The organism is Alcanivorax sp. HI0044 (genome assembly GCF_001634945.1).
Genome location: NZ_LWEZ01001836.1, coordinates 1 through 16069, shown reverse-complemented (window position 1 = coordinate 16069; position 16069 = coordinate 1). Strand labels below are relative to the sequence as shown.

Below are 16069 nucleotides of genomic sequence, written 5' to 3'. Positions count from 1 at the left end.
ACTCGGTCATACTCTCGCTATTGGCTGACATCTGGGCAGTAGGATCCCCGCCTGGGCAACAGCAATCGCCCAGGCGGGTAGATCATGTTCCAGTACCCGACTAAAACAGTCAAGAATTATCCACGGCCGCCTTGCCTGCCACAGCCTTGCCTTCAGGCTCCGACTTGGCGGCTTTACTGGCGTCCGGGGCAGGCAAATTGCGGCGCTCATCATCCAGCCGTACCAACTTGCCATTCACCCGCGCGCCCATGACCATTTCGATCATCCGGTAATACACGTTGCCTTCCACGGATGCCTTTTCGGCCAGCTCCAGGTTTTCGGTGGCGTGCACATCCCCTTCCACGCGACCGTTGATCACCACCTGGGCGACCTGAATCTCACCTTTCACCACGCCGCTTTCGCCGATCACCAGGCGGCCGCCATCCTTGCCCACGCTGACGTTGCCTTCCACGGTGCCCTGGATATGCAGCCCCCCGGAGAATTCGATATCGCCACGAACGGTTGCGCTGGGCGCGATCAGGGTGTGGTTACGGTAATCCTGGGACGATGCCCCTGTCGTTGCTGCGGTTTTCTTGTCTCGGCCTAGCACACGTCTCTCCTACTGCCATTTTATGGTTTTCTGTGTCTGGTAACGGTTTCTGCCGCCGCTCTCAGCATCCACATCCACCGCCTGTATCACCACCCCTTCGGGCACCTTAAAGCGGCCATTCAGCTCCTGAAAGTAGCGAAACCGGAAGCGTGTCTCACTGCCGTCCTCAAGCCAGCTGCGTCCGTTGAGCGAAAACGCCTCACCGTCTTTCTCTCCGCGCAGGTGCAGACTGATATCCCCGGACAGATAGCCCCGGTTATCGCCGGACTGCACCAACACCACCCGATAATGGTATTCGTCAGTGTCGTTATCCTGCTGCACGGTCATTTTTTCGATCTGCAGGCCACCTTCGGTGCCAGCCGGTGCCATGACATTCTTATAGAACAGCACCGCCTCTTCGAGCTCGGCCACCTGATCCTGCAATGCCTTGATCTCCCGGCGCACCTCTTCGCGAGCCTCCAGGGTCAGTTCGGAATCCGCTCTGAACACCGCCAGTTCATTACGCGCAGTCTCCAGCTCTGCATCCAGGGTCTTGACCTCACCACGCAGTCGGCGATTGGATTCCGAGGCATCCAGGGCACCGCCAGCACCCAGCCAGCCGCCCAGCAAAAACAGCAACACCGCCACGACAAGCGCAACCGACACCCACAGCCGCCGCTGCTTCTTCTGCTGAGACGGGCTGATCGGCATCAGCATCACATCATCGATGCCGGCCCGGCTTTTCGGTTTCTTCGCCATGGTTACGGGGCCAACGGGACCACAGCCAGCCCCGCCCCCTCATCCAGACCAAACATGATATTCATGGCCTGCACCGCCTGGCCCGACGCCCCTTTCACCAGGTTATCGATCACCGACAGCACCACAATCACGTTCTCACCACGGGGCTGGTGCAGCGCCAGCCGACACATGTTGGCGCCCTTCACAAAGCGCGTTTCGGGATGACTCCCCAGCGGCATCACGTCCACGAAAGGCTCATCGGCATAACGGGCCTCGAATGCGGCCTGGATCTCTTCCAGTGGCGGCGCCGACTCGGTGAGCTGGCCGTAGAGTGTGGCATGAATACCACGGATCATGGGGATAAGATGTGGAACAAATGTAGCGCTTACCGGGGCACCCGCAATATCACCCAGTCCTTGCTCAATTTCCGGCAAGTGCCGGTGACCACTGGCGCCATAGGCCTTGTAGCTTTCCCCGGCTTCCGCCAGCAACATGGGCACCTTGGCACCCTTGCCGCCGCCACTGGCACCACTGGCCGCGTTGGCAATCAGTTGGTCCGGCTTGATCCAGCCTTTTTCCAGCAATGGCAGATAGCCCAGCTGAATCGAGGTGGGATAGCAGCCGGCGCACGCCACCAGCCGGGCATCACGAATTTTCTCCCGATTCACTTCCGGCAGGCCATATACCGCATCCGCCAGCAACTCCGGGCAAGCATGGGGCTCGCCATACCATTCGCTCCAGAGCTCATGATCGCGCAGACGAAAATCCGCAGACAAGTCCACCACCCGCACCCCGGCGTCCATCAGCTCAGGCATCATGCGCATGGCCACGTTATGGGGCGTGGCGAAGAACACCACATCACAGGCCGCCAGCCGTTTTACGTCCGGCTCGCTGAACACCAGATCCGTGCGCCCGCGCAGGGACGGAAACAAATCCGCCACCGCCACACCGGCTCCACCACGGGAGGTAATCACATCCAGCTCAGCATGGGGATGATTAACCAGCAGGCGCAATAATTCGACCCCGGTATACCCGGTACCGCCAACCACACCCACTTTCAGCGGTGCACTGACTTGTGCTGGCTGAGAAGACATATCCCACTCCTGAACTGCATTAATAAAAGGAAGCCCTGCATGATAGGGTCGCCGCCCACCATCGGCAAGAACGCGCCCGCAACGGCGGGGCAAAACCGGCACCAAAGAGCGGCCCGGTAATCAGCCGGGCAGTTGTCGCTCCGGCGCTTTCACCGTCTCGGCCGCAGCGCCCTTGTCGTCGCTACGCTCCGCCGGCTTGTCCTGGGTTTTTTCCAGCGCCATGCCCTGACCATCGGAAAGCCGGTCAGCCAAAGAATCATACAGAGGGCGAGCCCAGACAACCTTGGCCACCGCCGCGGACAGCAGCGCTCCCGCCATCAGCGGCAGCAGGATATCGTGACGGTTGCCGGTCAACTCCATGACGATCACGAAGGACGTGATCGGCCGCTGTATCACCCCGGCCAGAAAAGCCGCCATGGCCACCAGCGTCAGCCCCACCAGCGACGAGCCGGGGAAGAAACCACCCACCACATTACCGATACCCGCACCGGCCGCCAGGCTGGGAGAGAACAGACCACCGGGGATGCCGGTAAAATAAGACACCAGGGTGGCCGACATCTTGGCCAGCGCGAAGGTCCAGTTACCCGGCTGCTCACCACTCAGCAAGGTAGATGCCTGCTCGTAACCACTGCCGTAGGTGGCCCCGCCCGTAATCAGCCCCAGAAACACCAACACCAGCGCGCACAGCACCACCACACGGTATGGATGCTCCCTGGCGTAGGGCGAAAGGAATTGGCTGCCCTTGATCAGCAACCGGCTAAAAAAGCCGCCCAGCAGACCACACACCAGCGCCGTCACCCCAATCGCTGCCCAGTCCCGGGTGATGTCCAGCGCCCCGTCCGGGTGCCCAAAAAAACTGTAGTGCCCCATTATCATCAACACCACCACACCGGAAAGAATGATGGCCATGATCAGGGTACCGCTGGTGCGCTGCTCAAACGAGCCGGACAACTCCTCAATGGCGAACACAATCCCTGCCAGCGGGGCATTAAACGCCGCCGACACCCCTGCCGCGCCACCCGCCACAATCAGGGAATTATCCACGTATTTCTGCTGAAGCCGCCCCACCCGGCCCACCGAATACATCATCGCCGCGCCCATGTGCACACTGGGGCCCTCGCGGCCAATACTGGCCCCGCACAGCAACCCCAGGCAGGTGAGTACAAACTTACTGAGGATCACGCGCAAGGAGAGGAAAGCAGGGCGCAGCCAGTGGTAACGCTGCTTCAGCACCACCAGCACCTGGGGAATACCACTGCCCTGGGATTCGGTGCCCAACTGACGCATCAACCAGACAATAATCACCATTCCCAGCGGAGTAATCAGCACCGGCAGGTACGGCGAATGAGCATGGATAGCGGTAAAGGTATGGGAGGCCAGTTCAGCCACCCAGGCAAACGCCACCACCAACAACCCCACCATCACCGCGCCAGTCCAGAATACCGCGCGCAGTTTCCAGTCTTGCCAGGAACCCAGCTGCCGACGGCTCAGCCGCCGGGTACGAAACAGGTAGTAACGCAACAGACGACTATGGCGTGGCCGCTTATTCACAGCGCTCCTTCTCAAGGCAGTAGCAAGTGAACCGGAAAGAAAACAGGTAAGTCTGTATAGTGTACGCCGACTGGAAATATCTCTCCAATGCAGCCACCAATAAGGGAAGCCCCATGCAGTTTGCGTTCGATTACTTTCTCTGGATCAAGGCCTTCCACTTGATCGCTGTAATTTGCTGGTTTGCCGGCATTTTCTACCTGCCCCGCCTGTTCGTATACCACGCCATGGCAGACGATCAGCCCAGCCGCGAACGCTTCAAGATCATGGAACGCAAACTCTATCGGGGCATCATGAACCCCAGCATGATTGTCACCGTAGTGCTTGGCATGTGGATGTTCATGGCAAACATGGAAGCCTACAAAGGCAACGGCTGGATGCACGCCAAACTGGCGCTGGTGTTCCTGCTGATTGGCTACCACCACGTCTGCCTGTCCTACATGAAGAAGTTCGCCGCCGACGCCAACACCAAAAGCGACAAGTTCTACCGGATCTTCAACGAGATCCCGGTTGTCCTGCTCATCGCCATTGTTATTCTGGTGATTGTTCGTCCTTTCTAATTCCGGCCAAGGCCTGACGCTCGGTGCAGACCGGCATCAGGCGTCCGGCTTCCAGCATCAGGCGTTATCAATGAAACCGAACATTCTCGTCATCGCCGGCCACGACCCTTCCGGGGGCGCCGGCATCCATGCCGACATTGAAGCCATTCAGGCCCTGGGCGGCTTCGCCTCCACCCTGATCACCGGGCTCACCGTGCAGAACAGCCAGAACGTGCGCGGCTTCCGGCTCACCGATATCGGCCTGCTGCAACAACAGGCCGACGCCCTGCTGGACGACATGGATTACCAGGCCATCAAGATCGGCATGACCGGCTCGGTGGCCATCATTGATTTCATTGTTTGCCTGCTCAAGCGTCTGCCCGGCGTTCCCGTCATTCTCGACCCGGTACTGGCCGCCGAAGCAGGCGGCAGCCTGGCGCAGGAATCCCTCGCCGAAGCCATGCTCGAAAAGCTGGCGCCACTGTGCGACGTGATGACCCCCAACCTGCCAGAAGCCCAGGCCCTGAGCGGGCAAACAAGCGTCACCGACTGCGGTCAGACACTGGTCCAGCGCAGCGGCTGCGCCACCCTGGTCACCGGCACCCACGACGACACCGATCAGGTCATCAACCACCTGTTCACCGCCGTTGGCGAAGAACAATGGCGCTGGGACCGGTTGCCACACAGCTATCACGGCTCCGGCTGCACCCTGGCCTCCTCCATTGCCTGCCTGCGCGGTCGCGGCCAGTCACTGGACAGCGCCGTGGCCAATGGCCAGGCCCACGTGGACCGCTTTCTGCGCGGCGCCTTCCAGCCCGGGCAAGGCCAATACGTGCCCAACCGCCAGGCCTGAGCGCCCCATGTCCCTCCACCGACGCCACCGGCTCCACGGCCTCTACGCGATCACCGACCCGGCACTGACCCCGGACGAGCGCCTGCTGCCTGCCGCCGAAGCCGCCCTGCGCGGCGGCGCCCGACTGCTGCAATACCGGGACAAGACCGCCAGCCCGGCCCAGCGCGAATACCGGGCCGCCCAGCTACGCGCCCTGTGCCACCAATACAGTGCCCTGTTTATTGTCAATGATGATCCGGCTCTTGCCGCCCGCGTGGACGCCGATGGAGTGCACATCGGCCAGAGCGACGGCGGCATCAAAGCCGCCCGCGAGCAGCTGGGAGGTTCACGGATTATCGGCGTCACCTGCCACGGCGATCTGGCATTGGCCGGCCAAGCCGCCGAAGCCGGCGCAGATTACCTGGCCATGGGTCGCTTCTTCACCTCGCAGACCAAACCCCAGGCGCCGCCGGCCTCACTGGCGGTGCTACGCCAGGCCTGCCAGCAGTTTCATCAACCCGTGGTAGCCATCGGCGGAGTGAATCCGGATAATGCGCCGCAACTGATCGACGCTGGCGCCGTGTCTGTGGCGGTCATTCATGCCCTGTTCGGGCACGCCGACACGGCCTCCATCGAAGCAGCAGCACGCCGCTTCAGCGCCTGTTTCCCGGCCTCCGCCGGACAGGCCATCCCAGAATAGATTCAACAGAGGACACACCATGAGCCGCAAGCACTCTGAACAGCTTTTCCGTCAGGCCCAGAAACACATTCCCGGCGGCGTGAATTCCCCGGTGCGGGCGTTCAAAAGCGTCGGCGGCACACCGGTGTTCTTCCATTCCGCCCGTGGCGCCTACCTGTTCGACGAAGACGACAATCAATACATTGATTACGTGGGCTCCTGGGGCCCCATGATCCTGGGCCATAACCACCCCCACGTGGTGGCCGCCGTGCAGGCCGCCGTACAGGAAGGACTGAGCTTCGGCGCCCCCACCGCAACGGAAGTGGCCATGGCCGACAAGGTCTGCGAACTGGTGCCCTCCATGGACATGGTGCGCATGGTCAACTCCGGCACTGAAGCCACCATGAGCGCCATCCGCCTGGCCCGCGGCTACACCGGCCGCAACAAGATCATCAAGTTTGAAGGTTGCTACCACGGGCACGTGGACAGCCTGCTGGTGAAAGCCGGCTCCGGCGCCATCGCCATTCCCGGTTCCCCCGGCGTACCGGAAGCCGTCACCGCGGACACCCTGGTGCTGAACTACAATGATGCCGCCAGCGTCACCCAGGCTTTCGAAGAACACGGCGACGACATCGCCGCCATCATCGTGGAGCCGGTGGCCGGCAACATGAACTGCGTCCCCGCCACCGAGAATTTCCTGCAGACCCTGCGCCAGCAATGTGACAACAACGGCGCGGTGCTGATTTTCGATGAAGTCATGAGCGGGTTCCGGGTAGCGCTGGGCGGCGCCCAGGGCCATTACGGCATCACCCCGGACATGACCACCCTGGGCAAGATTGTCGGGGGCGGCATGCCGGTGGGCGCCTTTGGCGGCAAGCAGGCCATCATGGAGCATCTGGCCCCGCTCGGGCCGGTCTACCAGGCCGGCACCCTGTCCGGTAACCCGGTGGCCATGGCTGCAGGCCTGGCGACGCTGAACCTGATCAGCGAGCCCGGCTTCCACGACGCGCTGACGGAAAAAACCACCCGCCTGCTGGAAGGCCTGACCGCCGCCGCCCATGCGCAAGGGGTGTCATTCACCACTGCACAGGCCGGCGCCATGTTCGGGCTGTTCTTCACCGACCAGAACCGTATCAGCAGTTTTGCGGAAGTGATGGCCTGCGACAGCGAGCGCTTCAACCGCTTCTTCCACGCCATGCTGGACCAGGGCATTTATCTGGCGCCCAGCGCGTTCGAAGCGGGGTTCGTGTCTGCGGCGCACAGTGATGAGGATATCGATGCCACCATCGCCGCCGCACGCAAGGCGTTTGCGAAGGTGTAAAGGCCTGACCAGAATCTCACCTGTAGGAGCACCTCTTGAGGTGCGAACCGTGCCGCGTAAGCAGGGATTTGTGAGCGACGCTTGCGTGAAAGCTGTATCGTTTTCCCTCGCCAAGGCTCGGGTTCGCGCCTCAAGAGGCGCTCCTACAGCGGCCCCATAAGCAAGGTCAGTCGCGCACCAAGACGGCCTGCTTGCCGCCGATGAGCTTCAGCAAATCCCCCGGCGCCATGGCGATTTCCAGCCCGCGCCGGCCGGCGCTCATGTAGATAATCTCGTGGGATGCCGCGCTGCCATCCAGATATAACGGCAACCGTTTCTTCTGCCCCAGCGGGCTAATGCCGCCCAGCACATAACCGGTTAATCGTTGCGCCTTGTCCGCCGGGCACATCTGCGCCTTCTTGCCACCGTGGGCACGGGCCAGATATTTCAGGTCCAGCTGATGGGCCACCGGCACCATGGCCACCACCGGCGCGTCATCCACCAGCGTCATCAGCGTCTTGAACACCTGCTCCACCGGCAGATCCAGAGCCTCCGCCGCTTCCAACCCGTAGCTTTGCGCTTTCGGGTCGTGTTCGTAGCTATGCAGCGTAAACGCTACCTTGCCGCGCTTGGCGGCCTGCACCGCCGGTGTCATGCCTTGCGCGACTCCGGGTCACGCAGCGTCGCCGCCCGTTCGCGAGCCGCCTTCGCTCCTGCGGCATCGCCTTGCCGGTCCCGCGCGGTGGCCACCAATTCCCATAAACCTGCCTGATACGCCGAGTGGTCCGGCGCCAGACGCAGCGCTTTCAGGGCAAAGCCTTCCGCACCTCGGGCGTCGCCTTCTGTCAGGCGCAGGTCCGCCAGCTGCTTGTACAGCCAGGAGGAATCAGGGGCAATATTAAGCGCCCGCTCCAGATACCGTTCCGCCCGGGAATTATCCCCTTGCTGGCGCGCCTGCTCGGCACTGGCCAACAGACTCAGCGCCGGAGAACCTTCCAGTTCCTGGCTGGCGGTCATCGGTTCCTGCGGTTCTTCGACCACGGGCTTCACCGCACACCCCACCATCACGGCACTGATTAGCACCAATCGAACCAGCCTTTGCATAAACAACATCCTGCCCCCTATTTCCTTGATCGCAGGTTGAATTGAGCGAGCCACCGCAAACCGCATGGCGTTTAATCAAACAGGCCCTTGAACCATCCTTTGATGCCCTTGCCGGTTTGTTTCACTGTGCCACAACCATCGCTGTCTTCGGGAATCGACGCGGCCAGCATGGGGTAGCGGCGGGCATTGCCACAACCTTCTGCACTGACGCGGCGGCCGTCTTCATTCATCCATACCCATTCCACGCTGGGCGGCGGGTTTTGTGACAGGCTGCGCTGTGGCAGCTTGCCCATCAAATTCGCCCACACCGGCAAGGCGCCGCTGGAGCCGGTAATCCCCGCGTTTTTGTTGTCGTCACGGCCCACCCAGACCACCGCCAAGTGATTGGCCGAGAACCCGGCAAACCAGGCATCGCGGAAATCATCACTGGTACCGGTCTTGCCGGCCACTTTCAGATCCGACGGCAGCGCCGCACGAGCGGCACGGGCGGTGCCTTCTTCCACGACCTGTTGCATGGCCCACTGGGTCAAGAAAGCCGGCCCGGCCTCCACCACTTCGTCGGTGCTCACCGGGTAACGGGCCAGCGGTTTGCCGTCCTTGTCCAGCACATCGGTAATGGAGCGCAGCCGGGTACTGAAGCCACCGGTGGCCAGCGGCTGATACATCATCGCCACTTCAAACGGGGTCAATTCCAAGCTTCCCAACAGAATACTCGGGTACAGCGGGATATTGCGGGTAACGCCCAGGGTCTTCATGGTGTCGGCCACCTTGTCCAGGCCCACATCCAGCCCCAACCGCGCGGTGGCCTGGTTACGGGACAGGGCCAGCACATCCACCATGGGCATGGCGCCCTTGGCCTTCTTGTCGAAGTTCTGTGGCGCCCACACGCTGCCATTGGGCAACTTCACCTGAATCGGCCCGTCTTCCACTAAAGAGGCCAACGAGTAGGTTTCCGGTTGCTCAACCGCCGACAAGATCACCGCAGGTTTGGCCAGGGAGCCCATGGGTCGCTGGGCATCCAGCGCCCGGTTGAAACCCGCCTGGCGCGAGTCCCGGTTACTCACCAGCGCCAATACATCGCCCTGGGCCGGCGCCACGACAACCACGGCACCATTGAGTTTTTTCACCTGTCTCGGATCGCGATGATTGAGATGCTCTTTCAGCGCTCCTTCCGAGGCCAGTTGCGCCAGCACATCCAGGGTGGAGTGAATATGCAGCCCTTCATCGCTGAGCACCTCCGGCGGGTAATCCCGCGCCAGCTGACGGCGCACCAGATCAATAAACGCCGGGAAGGCATACAGCGCGGATGCACCCCGCGGCACCACTTCCAGCGGCCGGGCGCTGTACTTGTTGTAGTCCGCGCTGGACAAGGCACCTTCGTCACGAGCCACTTTCAACACGGTATTGCGGCGCTCCATGGCCCGCTCCGGACGGCGGCGCGGGTCGTACCAGCTGGGGCCTTTCAGCAAGGCCACCAGCGTCGCCAGCTGATGGGGTTCCAGTTCTTCCAGCGGTCGGCCAAACAGGAACTGCGCTCCCAGGCCCATACCATGAATGGCGCGGGCGCCGTCCTGGCCGAGATAGACCTCATTCAAGTAGGCCTCGAGAATCTGGTCCTTGCTGTAATGCAGCTCCAGCAGCAAGGCCATGGGCATTTCCATCAGCTTGCGCGACAGGGTCCGGTCGGAGCTGAGCCAGAAGTTCTTCACCAGCTGCTGGGTCAGGGTACTGCCGCCCTGCACCAGGCCGCCGGCCTTGATATTGGCCAGCATGGCGCGGCTCAAGCCGCGCAGGGAAATGCCATGGTGGTCGTAGAAACTGCGGTCTTCGGTGGCGATGAGCATGTCCACCAGCAACGGCGGCACCTTATCCAGCGGCACCAGTACCCGGTCCTCAGCGTGCTGGGGGTGAATACTGCCGATCTGCAATGGCTCCAGCCGGGCCAGGCGATCGCCGCCGGCTTCCAGGCTGCGAATCAGCCCGCCGGACAGGGACAGCCGAATACGCTCGGACTGCTCGCCACCGTCGCTGTCATTGAAACCACGGGTATGAATCAGCAGGGAATTGCCCTGCACCGCGAAACTGCCCGGCGTACTGGCCCGCGCATCACGCCGGTAGCGCATCAGGTCCAGCAGCTTGAGCATGTCATCACGGGACAACACCCGGCCTTCATACAATTCCACCGGCCGGGCATAGACCCGCGCCGGCAGCTGCCAGGCATGGGAATCGAACCGCTCGCGCACCAGCGCATCCAGGTACGCCATGCCGGCGGCCCCGAGCACCAGGCACACCAGCCCGACCTTGGCAATGAATGACCAACTGAACCAGCGCCGGCGCTGGGCGGAGGGCTTCTTTTTTCTACTGGGTTGCCGCCGCGACTTTGCGGGGGACTTTTTCGCTTTTTTCGCCATGGGCCGGAGTATAGAGAAAAGTGTGGGTACTTTATGAGTGTGGGGGCAGAAATATGTTCCCGGAGGCAAAATCCCTGAGCCAAGAGGGATAACCCCGGCCCGCTGGCGTACAAATTTTGCATGCAGCGCCCGGCAGCCCATAATAGCCGCCCCTGCAATCCGGTTCGGAGCTTCCATGACAAAGCAATATGACGTTTACGCCCTCGGTAATGCCCTGGTGGACACGGAAATCGAGGTCAGCGACGCCTTCCTGCAACGCATGGAAGTGGGCAAGGGCCTGATGACACTGGTGGATGAAGCGCGCCAGGCGGAATTGATCGAAGCACTGGCCAACGAAGCCGAGCCCCGCAAACAGACCAGCGGTGGCTCCGCCTGCAACACCGTCGTCGCCACCCGCTACTTCGGCGGCAACAGTTACTACGCCTGCAAAGTAGCCGACGACGCCACCGGCGCCATCTTCGTCGATGACCTGACCGCCGCCGGCGTGGACACCAACATGAACGGCCCAAGGGAGACGGGTGTTTCCGGCAAATGCCTGGTCATGCTGACGCCGGATGCCGAGCGCACCATGAACACCTACCTGGGCATCTCCAGCCAGGTCTCCGATGCCGAACTGGACGAAGCCGCCATCGCCGCCAGCCAGTATGTTTATCTGGAAGGCTATCTGGTCAGTGGCGACAGCTCCCGGGCCGCCGCCATCAAACTCCGTCAGCTGGCCGAAAAGCACGGCGTAAAGACCTCGCTGACCTTCTCCGACCCGGCCATGGTGCAGTTTTTCAAAGACGGCCTGAATGAAATGCTCGGCGAGCGTGTGGACCTGCTGTTCTGCAACGAAGCCGAAGCCACCAGCTTCACCGACACCGATAACATGGACGCTGCCCTGGAAGCGCTCAAGCCGCGCTGCAGTTCAGCCGTGATTACTCTCGGGGCGGACGGCGCCCTGGCCTGGGACGGCAAACAGACGCACCGCATCGACCCGGTGCCGGTAAAAGCCATCGACAGTAACGGTGCCGGCGACATGTTTGCCGGCGCCTTCCTGTATGCCATTACCCACGGCCACGACTTTGCCGCTGCCGGTAAACTCGCCTCCGCCGCCGCCGCAAGGCTGGTCAGCGAATTTGGCCCGCGCCTCCCGGCACAGGTCCACCAGGAACTTCGCAACGCCGTTCTCGGCGAATAACCGCAGGGCGGCCAGTTCTTCCCGACGACACAGCATCACGGAAAACCAGGACCATGGAACACATCTGCAACGTGAACGACATCGAGCATGAAAGTGCTCGGGAATTTCAGAAAGACGGCCAGCCGATTGTCGTCGCCAGGTTCGATGGGCAGATTCACGCCTACATCAACTGGTGCCCACATCTGGGCATCGAACTGAACTTCATGCCCGATGAATTCATGGACGGCGACAGCCAGTTCATCATGTGCGCCAACCACGGCGCCCTGTTCGAAGTGGAGACCGGCAATTGCCTGTCCGGCCCCTGCAGCGGCGACAAGCTGATTCCCGTACCGCTGGAAGTCCGCGGCGAGGAAGTCTGGCTCGGCGAGGTTCCCCAACCCGCATGAAAGCGCAAAGCAGCCACCCCTTCGATTTACTGACCCCGGACTACATGCTGGATGCCGTCGATGCCGCCGGCTTTCTCAGCGATGGCCGGCTGCTGCAGCTGAACAGTTTTGAGAACCGGGTGTATCAGGTGGGCCAGGAAGACGGCCCACCGGTAATCGTGAAGTTCTACCGCCCGCACCGCTGGAGCGATGAACAAATCCTCGAAGAACATGCCTTCAGCCTGTTTCTGGCGGACCGGGACCTGCCAGTGGTCGCCCCCGTCGAAAAGAACGGCACCAGCCTGTTCCATTGCGACGACTTTGCTTTCGCCGTGTTTCGCCGCGCCGGTGGCCACGCCCCGGAGCTGGCCAACGACGATCATCTGGAGCAGTTAGGCCGCACCCTGGCTCGCTGGCATACCTGCGGCAGCGACCGTCCCTATCAGACGCGTCCGACCCTGCAGATCGTCGACGACATCCGCACCGCCAGCACCTTTCTCACTAACGATGTGGTGGACCTGAACTACCGGGGACAATATCGGGATGTGACCGGCCAGATACTGGAAAAGGTGGAGCAACAACTGGGCGAGCACAACTTTCCCTTACTGAACGTGCACGGCGACTGCCACACCGGCAATATCCTGTGGCGAGATGACAGCCCCCACTTCGTGGACCTGGACGACAGCCTGCGCGCACCCGCCATGCAGGACATCTGGATGCTGCTGTCTGGTGAACACGACGAACAGCAACACCAGCTACGGGTACTCGCCCGTGGTTATGACACCTTCCTGCCGTTCCCCTGGAACCAGACAGTCCTGATTGATCCGCTGCGCCTGCGCCGCATCATCAACTACGATGCCTGGCTGGCCAAACGCTGGGACGACCCGGCCTTCCCCCCCGCCTTCCCCTGGTTCGAATCCATGAATTACTGGGGCAACCAGGTGACCTTATTGCAACAGCAGCTGCGCAGTTTGCAGACCCCGCTGTAGGAGTTCCTCTCGAGGGACGAACCCGAGCCCAAGCGAGGGAAAAGGCAAGGCAGGGGTACCCCCCCGATCACTCTGGAGGCGCCCCGGTTCACAGCAATGACGCTACTGCCCCCTACAGGCGTTTCCCACGCTAACGCGTGGTTCGTCTCTCGAGAGGAACTCCTACAACGCAATCGGCAAGGGTTTTTCCAGTTCGAAACCCTCAGCGGATAACGCCACCTTCCACGCCAGCACTTCCACCCCTTTCTCCACCGCTTCGCGCAGCAGCTCTCCATAGCGCACATCAATTTCGTCCGCCGGGCGCGCGGCGGTGGCACCGCTGTGCTGAACGCAAAAGACCAGCACCGCGCGTTTTCCTGAGGCGACCACATCCATCAGCGTCTGCAAATGCTTCTGGCCCCGCTCGGTGACCGAATCCGGGAAGGCGATGATGCCGTCGTCCGCATCCTTTGGCCCCGGACCCAGGGTGACGTTTTTCACTTCAATAAAGGTATGCGGGTCGGCCCGCTCACCCAGCGCCAGATCAAAGCGGCTGTCCCGGTATTTCACCTCTCGCTCCACGCCACTGGCTGGATCCAGCACAGGAATCTGCCCGGCCCGCACCGCTTCTTCCACCAGCGCATTGGGGCGGGCGGTATTGACCCCGGCCCAGTGGCCGTGAGCCACCTGTAGCGCTTCCAGAGTGTGGCGATATTTGCGTTTGGGGTTGCCGCTGTCGGAAATCAACGCCTGCTGCGGCTCGCCCAGCACGCAATTTTTCATGGAGCCGGTATTCGGGCAATGCACGGTAATCTCGCTGCCATCGGCGCGGACCACATCCGCCATGAACCGTTTATAGCGACGCAATAGCGTCACCGCTTCCAGTGGGGGATCAAAGATCACAGGGACTCCAGATAGTGTTCCAGACGATGCAAGGCATCCGTCAGCCGCGCCTCACTGCAGGTATAGGCCATGCGTACAAAACGGCGGTGATCGTGGCCTTCACCGAAGTCCAGACCCGGTGTCATGGCCACCTTGGCCTTTTCCAGCAGGTCGGCACAAAAGGCAAAGCTGTCATCGGTGTAATCACTCACATCCGCATAGACATAGAAGGCACCGTCCGCCCGGGAGACCACCGGCAGTTTCAGGTGCGCCAGGCCATTGAGCAAACACTGGCGGCGCCGTGCCAATAGCTGATGACGCTGCTCCAGGATTGTCAGTGTCGGCTCCTGTAGCGCTGCCAGCGCCCCATGCTGCGCCGGGGTGGATGGCGCCAGAAACAGGTTCTGGGCCAGCCGCTCAATGGCGGGCACCAACGGTTCGGGTGCCACCAACCAGCCCAATCGCCAACCGGTCATGCAGAAATACTTGCTGAAGCTGTTGATCACCAGTACCGGGTCTGTGCCGGCCAGCACCGATGAGGCGGGCCGGGTGTAACACAGCCCCTGATAGATCTCGTCCACCAGCAGGATGCCGCCCTTGTCTACGGCACCGCGGGCCAGCTGCTGCAAGGTCTCTACCGGCAGCATATTGCCGGTGGGGTTGTCCGGGCTGGCAACCATGGCTACCCGGGTATTGGCTTGCCAGGCATCCAGAAACGCCACCGGGTCCACGTTGAAATGAGCATCTGCCTGCAGCGCCACCGGTTGCGGCTCGCCGCCGACCAAACGCACAAATTGCCGGTTACAGGGGTAACCGGGGTCCGTGAGCAGCACGCCGTCACCGGGATTGAGCAGCGCCGCCAACGCCAGCTGCAAGGCCCCGGAGGCTCCGGGCGTCACCACCACTTGGGCAGGGCTAACCTTCGCAGCGAAGCGATTCTGGTAATCCTCGGCAATGGCTTCACGCAGTGCCGGCAACCCCGCAGCAGGGGTATAGCCGGTATGCCCGTGAGCGACCGCGTCCTGTATCGCCGCCAGCACCGGCTCGGGAGTGGCAAAATCCGGCTCACCCACTTCCAGGTGAATCACATCATGGCCTTGAGCAGACAATGCCTGCGCACGCTCCAATAGCGCCATCACATGAAACGGCGGAATGCGTCGGGCGAAATCGGACAAACTGGGTGTCATGATCATGCTCCCTCGAAAATGCGTGACTTACGGTACAACAACCGCCCCGCTTCATCTGCTACCCCGGTCGGGCCCACGCAACAGGGTAAAAACACAGGAAAAGGCGACCTGTCACAAGATTCCCCTTTTCTGTTGCGCCTGCATGGCTATAATCGGCCAGATTTTCACCAACCATGGTCAGAAAATGTCCAGCGGCCCGCTGATTGGTGACAACCCTTGCCCAGACGGGGTAAGGTCGAAGATTACATTATGCCCGGGCCTGGCGATATCAGGCCGGCACCCAAGGATTGCGGGTTACCGATAGAGAGTCGCGAAGATGCTAAGGGAGTTAATCAACATGGCCACCGGCAAGAAAAAAGCCCCCAAGAAGGCGGCTAAAAAACAAACCTCCGGTTCTGCCTCCAGCAGCAATAAAGCCTCGGCATCAACAAAGGCTGCGCCCAAAAAAGCCGCGGCTAAAAAGGCAGCTCCGGCTGCAAAAAAAGCCGTAGCGAAAAAACCCGCAGCCAAAAAGACTCCGGCCAAGCCGGCAGCAAAGGCCGCCACAAAAAAAGCCCCCGCAAAAAAAGCGGTAGCCAAGAAAGCCGCCGTAAAAAAAGCACCGGCCAAGAAAGCTCCGGCGCCCAAGGCCTCCGCGAAAAAAGCCCCGGTTAAAAAGACCGCTGCCAAACCCG

The 16069-nt window shown here is 61.6% G+C and carries 17 protein-coding genes; 8 read left to right on the top strand and 9 right to left on the bottom strand.

Translation table 11 applies throughout. The annotated features are described in order from the left end of the window. Positions 1 to 109 precede the first annotated feature (109 nt). The 4 genes from A3730_RS27465 to A3730_RS27450 form a co-directional block, all read right to left on the bottom strand. The gene (locus A3730_RS27465; protein ID WP_063519520.1) at positions 110 to 589 is read right to left on the bottom strand and encodes a polymer-forming cytoskeletal protein; all 480 of its coding nucleotides are present in this window, start codon (positions 587 to 589) and stop codon (positions 110 to 112) included. A gap of 9 nt (positions 590 to 598) precedes the next feature. Next, on the bottom strand, positions 599 to 1327 hold the full coding sequence (locus tag A3730_RS27460) for a DUF6776 family protein (protein ID WP_063519521.1): 729 nt from the start codon (positions 1325 to 1327) through the stop codon (positions 599 to 601). 2 nt (positions 1328 to 1329) lie between these two features. Beyond that, on the bottom strand, positions 1330 to 2400 hold the full coding sequence (gene argC / locus A3730_RS27455) for an N-acetyl-gamma-glutamyl-phosphate reductase (RefSeq protein WP_063519522.1): 1071 nt from the start codon (positions 2398 to 2400) through the stop codon (positions 1330 to 1332). Between the two features lie 120 nt (positions 2401 to 2520). Next, positions 2521 to 3951 carry a chloride channel protein gene (locus A3730_RS27450; RefSeq protein WP_063539358.1) on the bottom strand — a complete coding sequence of 477 codons (1431 nt, stop codon included), beginning with the start codon at positions 3949 to 3951 and terminating at the stop codon, positions 2521 to 2523. A 113-nt stretch (positions 3952 to 4064) separates the two neighbouring features. Between A3730_RS27450 and hemJ the strand changes: the two genes are divergently transcribed. From hemJ to hemL, 4 genes are all read left to right on the top strand, one after another. Continuing rightward, on the top strand, positions 4065 to 4508 hold the full coding sequence (gene hemJ, locus A3730_RS27445; RefSeq protein ID WP_063521690.1) for a protoporphyrinogen oxidase HemJ: 444 nt from the start codon (positions 4065 to 4067) through the stop codon (positions 4506 to 4508). A gap of 70 nt (positions 4509 to 4578) precedes the next feature. After that, positions 4579 to 5340 (top strand): hydroxymethylpyrimidine/phosphomethylpyrimidine kinase, encoded by a 762-nt coding sequence (locus tag A3730_RS27440; RefSeq protein WP_063539357.1) that lies wholly within the window; start codon positions 4579 to 4581, stop codon positions 5338 to 5340. A gap of 7 nt (positions 5341 to 5347) precedes the next feature. Then, the gene (thiE, locus tag A3730_RS27435; RefSeq protein ID WP_063519266.1) at positions 5348 to 6019 is read left to right on the top strand and encodes a thiamine phosphate synthase; all 672 of its coding nucleotides are present in this window, start codon (positions 5348 to 5350) and stop codon (positions 6017 to 6019) included. 19 nt (positions 6020 to 6038) lie between these two features. Beyond that, the gene (gene hemL / locus A3730_RS27430) at positions 6039 to 7319 is read left to right on the top strand and encodes a glutamate-1-semialdehyde 2,1-aminomutase (protein WP_063519267.1); all 1281 of its coding nucleotides are present in this window, start codon (positions 6039 to 6041) and stop codon (positions 7317 to 7319) included. A 166-nt stretch (positions 7320 to 7485) separates the two neighbouring features. Here hemL and ybaK read toward each other — a convergent pair whose 3' ends face one another. The 3 genes from ybaK to mrcB form a co-directional block, all read right to left on the bottom strand. Then, on the bottom strand, positions 7486 to 7953 hold the full coding sequence (ybaK, locus tag A3730_RS27425; RefSeq protein WP_063519268.1) for a Cys-tRNA(Pro) deacylase: 468 nt from the start codon (positions 7951 to 7953) through the stop codon (positions 7486 to 7488). Continuing rightward, positions 7950 to 8402, bottom strand: coding sequence for a tetratricopeptide repeat protein (locus A3730_RS27420; protein ID WP_231880687.1), 453 nt, complete (start codon positions 8400 to 8402; stop codon positions 7950 to 7952). Before A3730_RS27420 ends, ybaK begins: the two co-directional genes overlap by 4 nt. Before the next feature lie 71 nt (positions 8403 to 8473). Continuing rightward, positions 8474 to 10813, bottom strand: a complete 2340-nt coding sequence (mrcB, locus tag A3730_RS27415; RefSeq protein WP_063539356.1) for a penicillin-binding protein 1B — start codon at positions 10811 to 10813, stop codon at positions 8474 to 8476. 175 nt (positions 10814 to 10988) lie between these two features. On the opposite strand from mrcB, the gene A3730_RS27410 reads away from it, so the two are divergent. The 3 genes from A3730_RS27410 to A3730_RS27400 are packed head-to-tail and all read left to right on the top strand — an operon-like array spanning position 10989 to position 13347. Beyond that, positions 10989 to 11993, top strand: coding sequence for an adenosine kinase (locus tag A3730_RS27410; RefSeq protein WP_063520075.1), 1005 nt, complete (start codon positions 10989 to 10991; stop codon positions 11991 to 11993). A gap of 53 nt (positions 11994 to 12046) precedes the next feature. Then, positions 12047 to 12379 (top strand): Rieske (2Fe-2S) protein, encoded by a 333-nt coding sequence (locus tag A3730_RS27405; protein ID WP_007148811.1) that lies wholly within the window; start codon positions 12047 to 12049, stop codon positions 12377 to 12379. Further along, positions 12376 to 13347, top strand: a complete 972-nt coding sequence (locus A3730_RS27400; RefSeq protein ID WP_063520074.1) for a serine/threonine protein kinase — start codon at positions 12376 to 12378, stop codon at positions 13345 to 13347. The genes A3730_RS27405 and A3730_RS27400 overlap by 4 nt, the downstream gene beginning before the upstream one ends. 162 nt (positions 13348 to 13509) lie before the next feature. Here the strand turns inward: A3730_RS27400 and sfsA are convergent, their stop codons facing one another. Beyond that, positions 13510 to 14229, bottom strand: a complete 720-nt coding sequence (gene sfsA / locus A3730_RS27395; protein WP_063520073.1) for a DNA/RNA nuclease SfsA — start codon at positions 14227 to 14229, stop codon at positions 13510 to 13512. Next, positions 14226 to 15395 (bottom strand): aminotransferase class I/II-fold pyridoxal phosphate-dependent enzyme, encoded by a 1170-nt coding sequence (locus A3730_RS27390; protein ID WP_231880620.1) that lies wholly within the window; start codon positions 15393 to 15395, stop codon positions 14226 to 14228. The genes sfsA and A3730_RS27390 overlap by 4 nt, the downstream gene beginning before the upstream one ends. Before the next feature lie 337 nt (positions 15396 to 15732). On the opposite strand from A3730_RS27390, the gene A3730_RS30020 reads away from it, so the two are divergent. Beyond that, positions 15733 to 16069: hypothetical protein (locus A3730_RS30020; RefSeq protein WP_197477674.1), on the top strand; the 337-nt coding region annotated here is incomplete at its 3' end.

Coding starts and splice junctions, on each gene's coding strand:
- A3730_RS27460 (WP_063519521.1), bottom strand. CDS start 1,327: ATGGCGAAGAAACCGAAAAGCCGGGCCGGCATCGATGATGTGATGCTG.
- argC (WP_063519522.1), bottom strand. CDS start 2,400: ATGTCTTCTCAGCCAGCACAAGTCAGTGCACCGCTGAAAGTGGGTGTG.
- hemJ (WP_063521690.1), top strand. CDS start 4,065: ATGCAGTTTGCGTTCGATTACTTTCTCTGGATCAAGGCCTTCCACTTG.
- A3730_RS27440 (WP_063539357.1), top strand. CDS start 4,579: ATGAAACCGAACATTCTCGTCATCGCCGGCCACGACCCTTCCGGGGGC.
- thiE (WP_063519266.1), top strand. CDS start 5,348: ATGTCCCTCCACCGACGCCACCGGCTCCACGGCCTCTACGCGATCACC.
- hemL (WP_063519267.1), top strand. CDS start 6,039: ATGAGCCGCAAGCACTCTGAACAGCTTTTCCGTCAGGCCCAGAAACAC.
- ybaK (WP_063519268.1), bottom strand. CDS start 7,953: ATGACACCGGCGGTGCAGGCCGCCAAGCGCGGCAAGGTAGCGTTTACG.
- A3730_RS27420 (WP_231880687.1), bottom strand. CDS start 8,402: ATGCAAAGGCTGGTTCGATTGGTGCTAATCAGTGCCGTGATGGTGGGG.
- mrcB (WP_063539356.1), bottom strand. CDS start 10,813: ATGGCGAAAAAAGCGAAAAAGTCCCCCGCAAAGTCGCGGCGGCAACCC.
- A3730_RS27410 (WP_063520075.1), top strand. CDS start 10,989: ATGACAAAGCAATATGACGTTTACGCCCTCGGTAATGCCCTGGTGGAC.
- A3730_RS27405 (WP_007148811.1), top strand. CDS start 12,047: ATGGAACACATCTGCAACGTGAACGACATCGAGCATGAAAGTGCTCGG.
- A3730_RS27400 (WP_063520074.1), top strand. CDS start 12,376: ATGAAAGCGCAAAGCAGCCACCCCTTCGATTTACTGACCCCGGACTAC.
- A3730_RS27390 (WP_231880620.1), bottom strand. CDS start 15,395: ATGACACCCAGTTTGTCCGATTTCGCCCGACGCATTCCGCCGTTTCAT.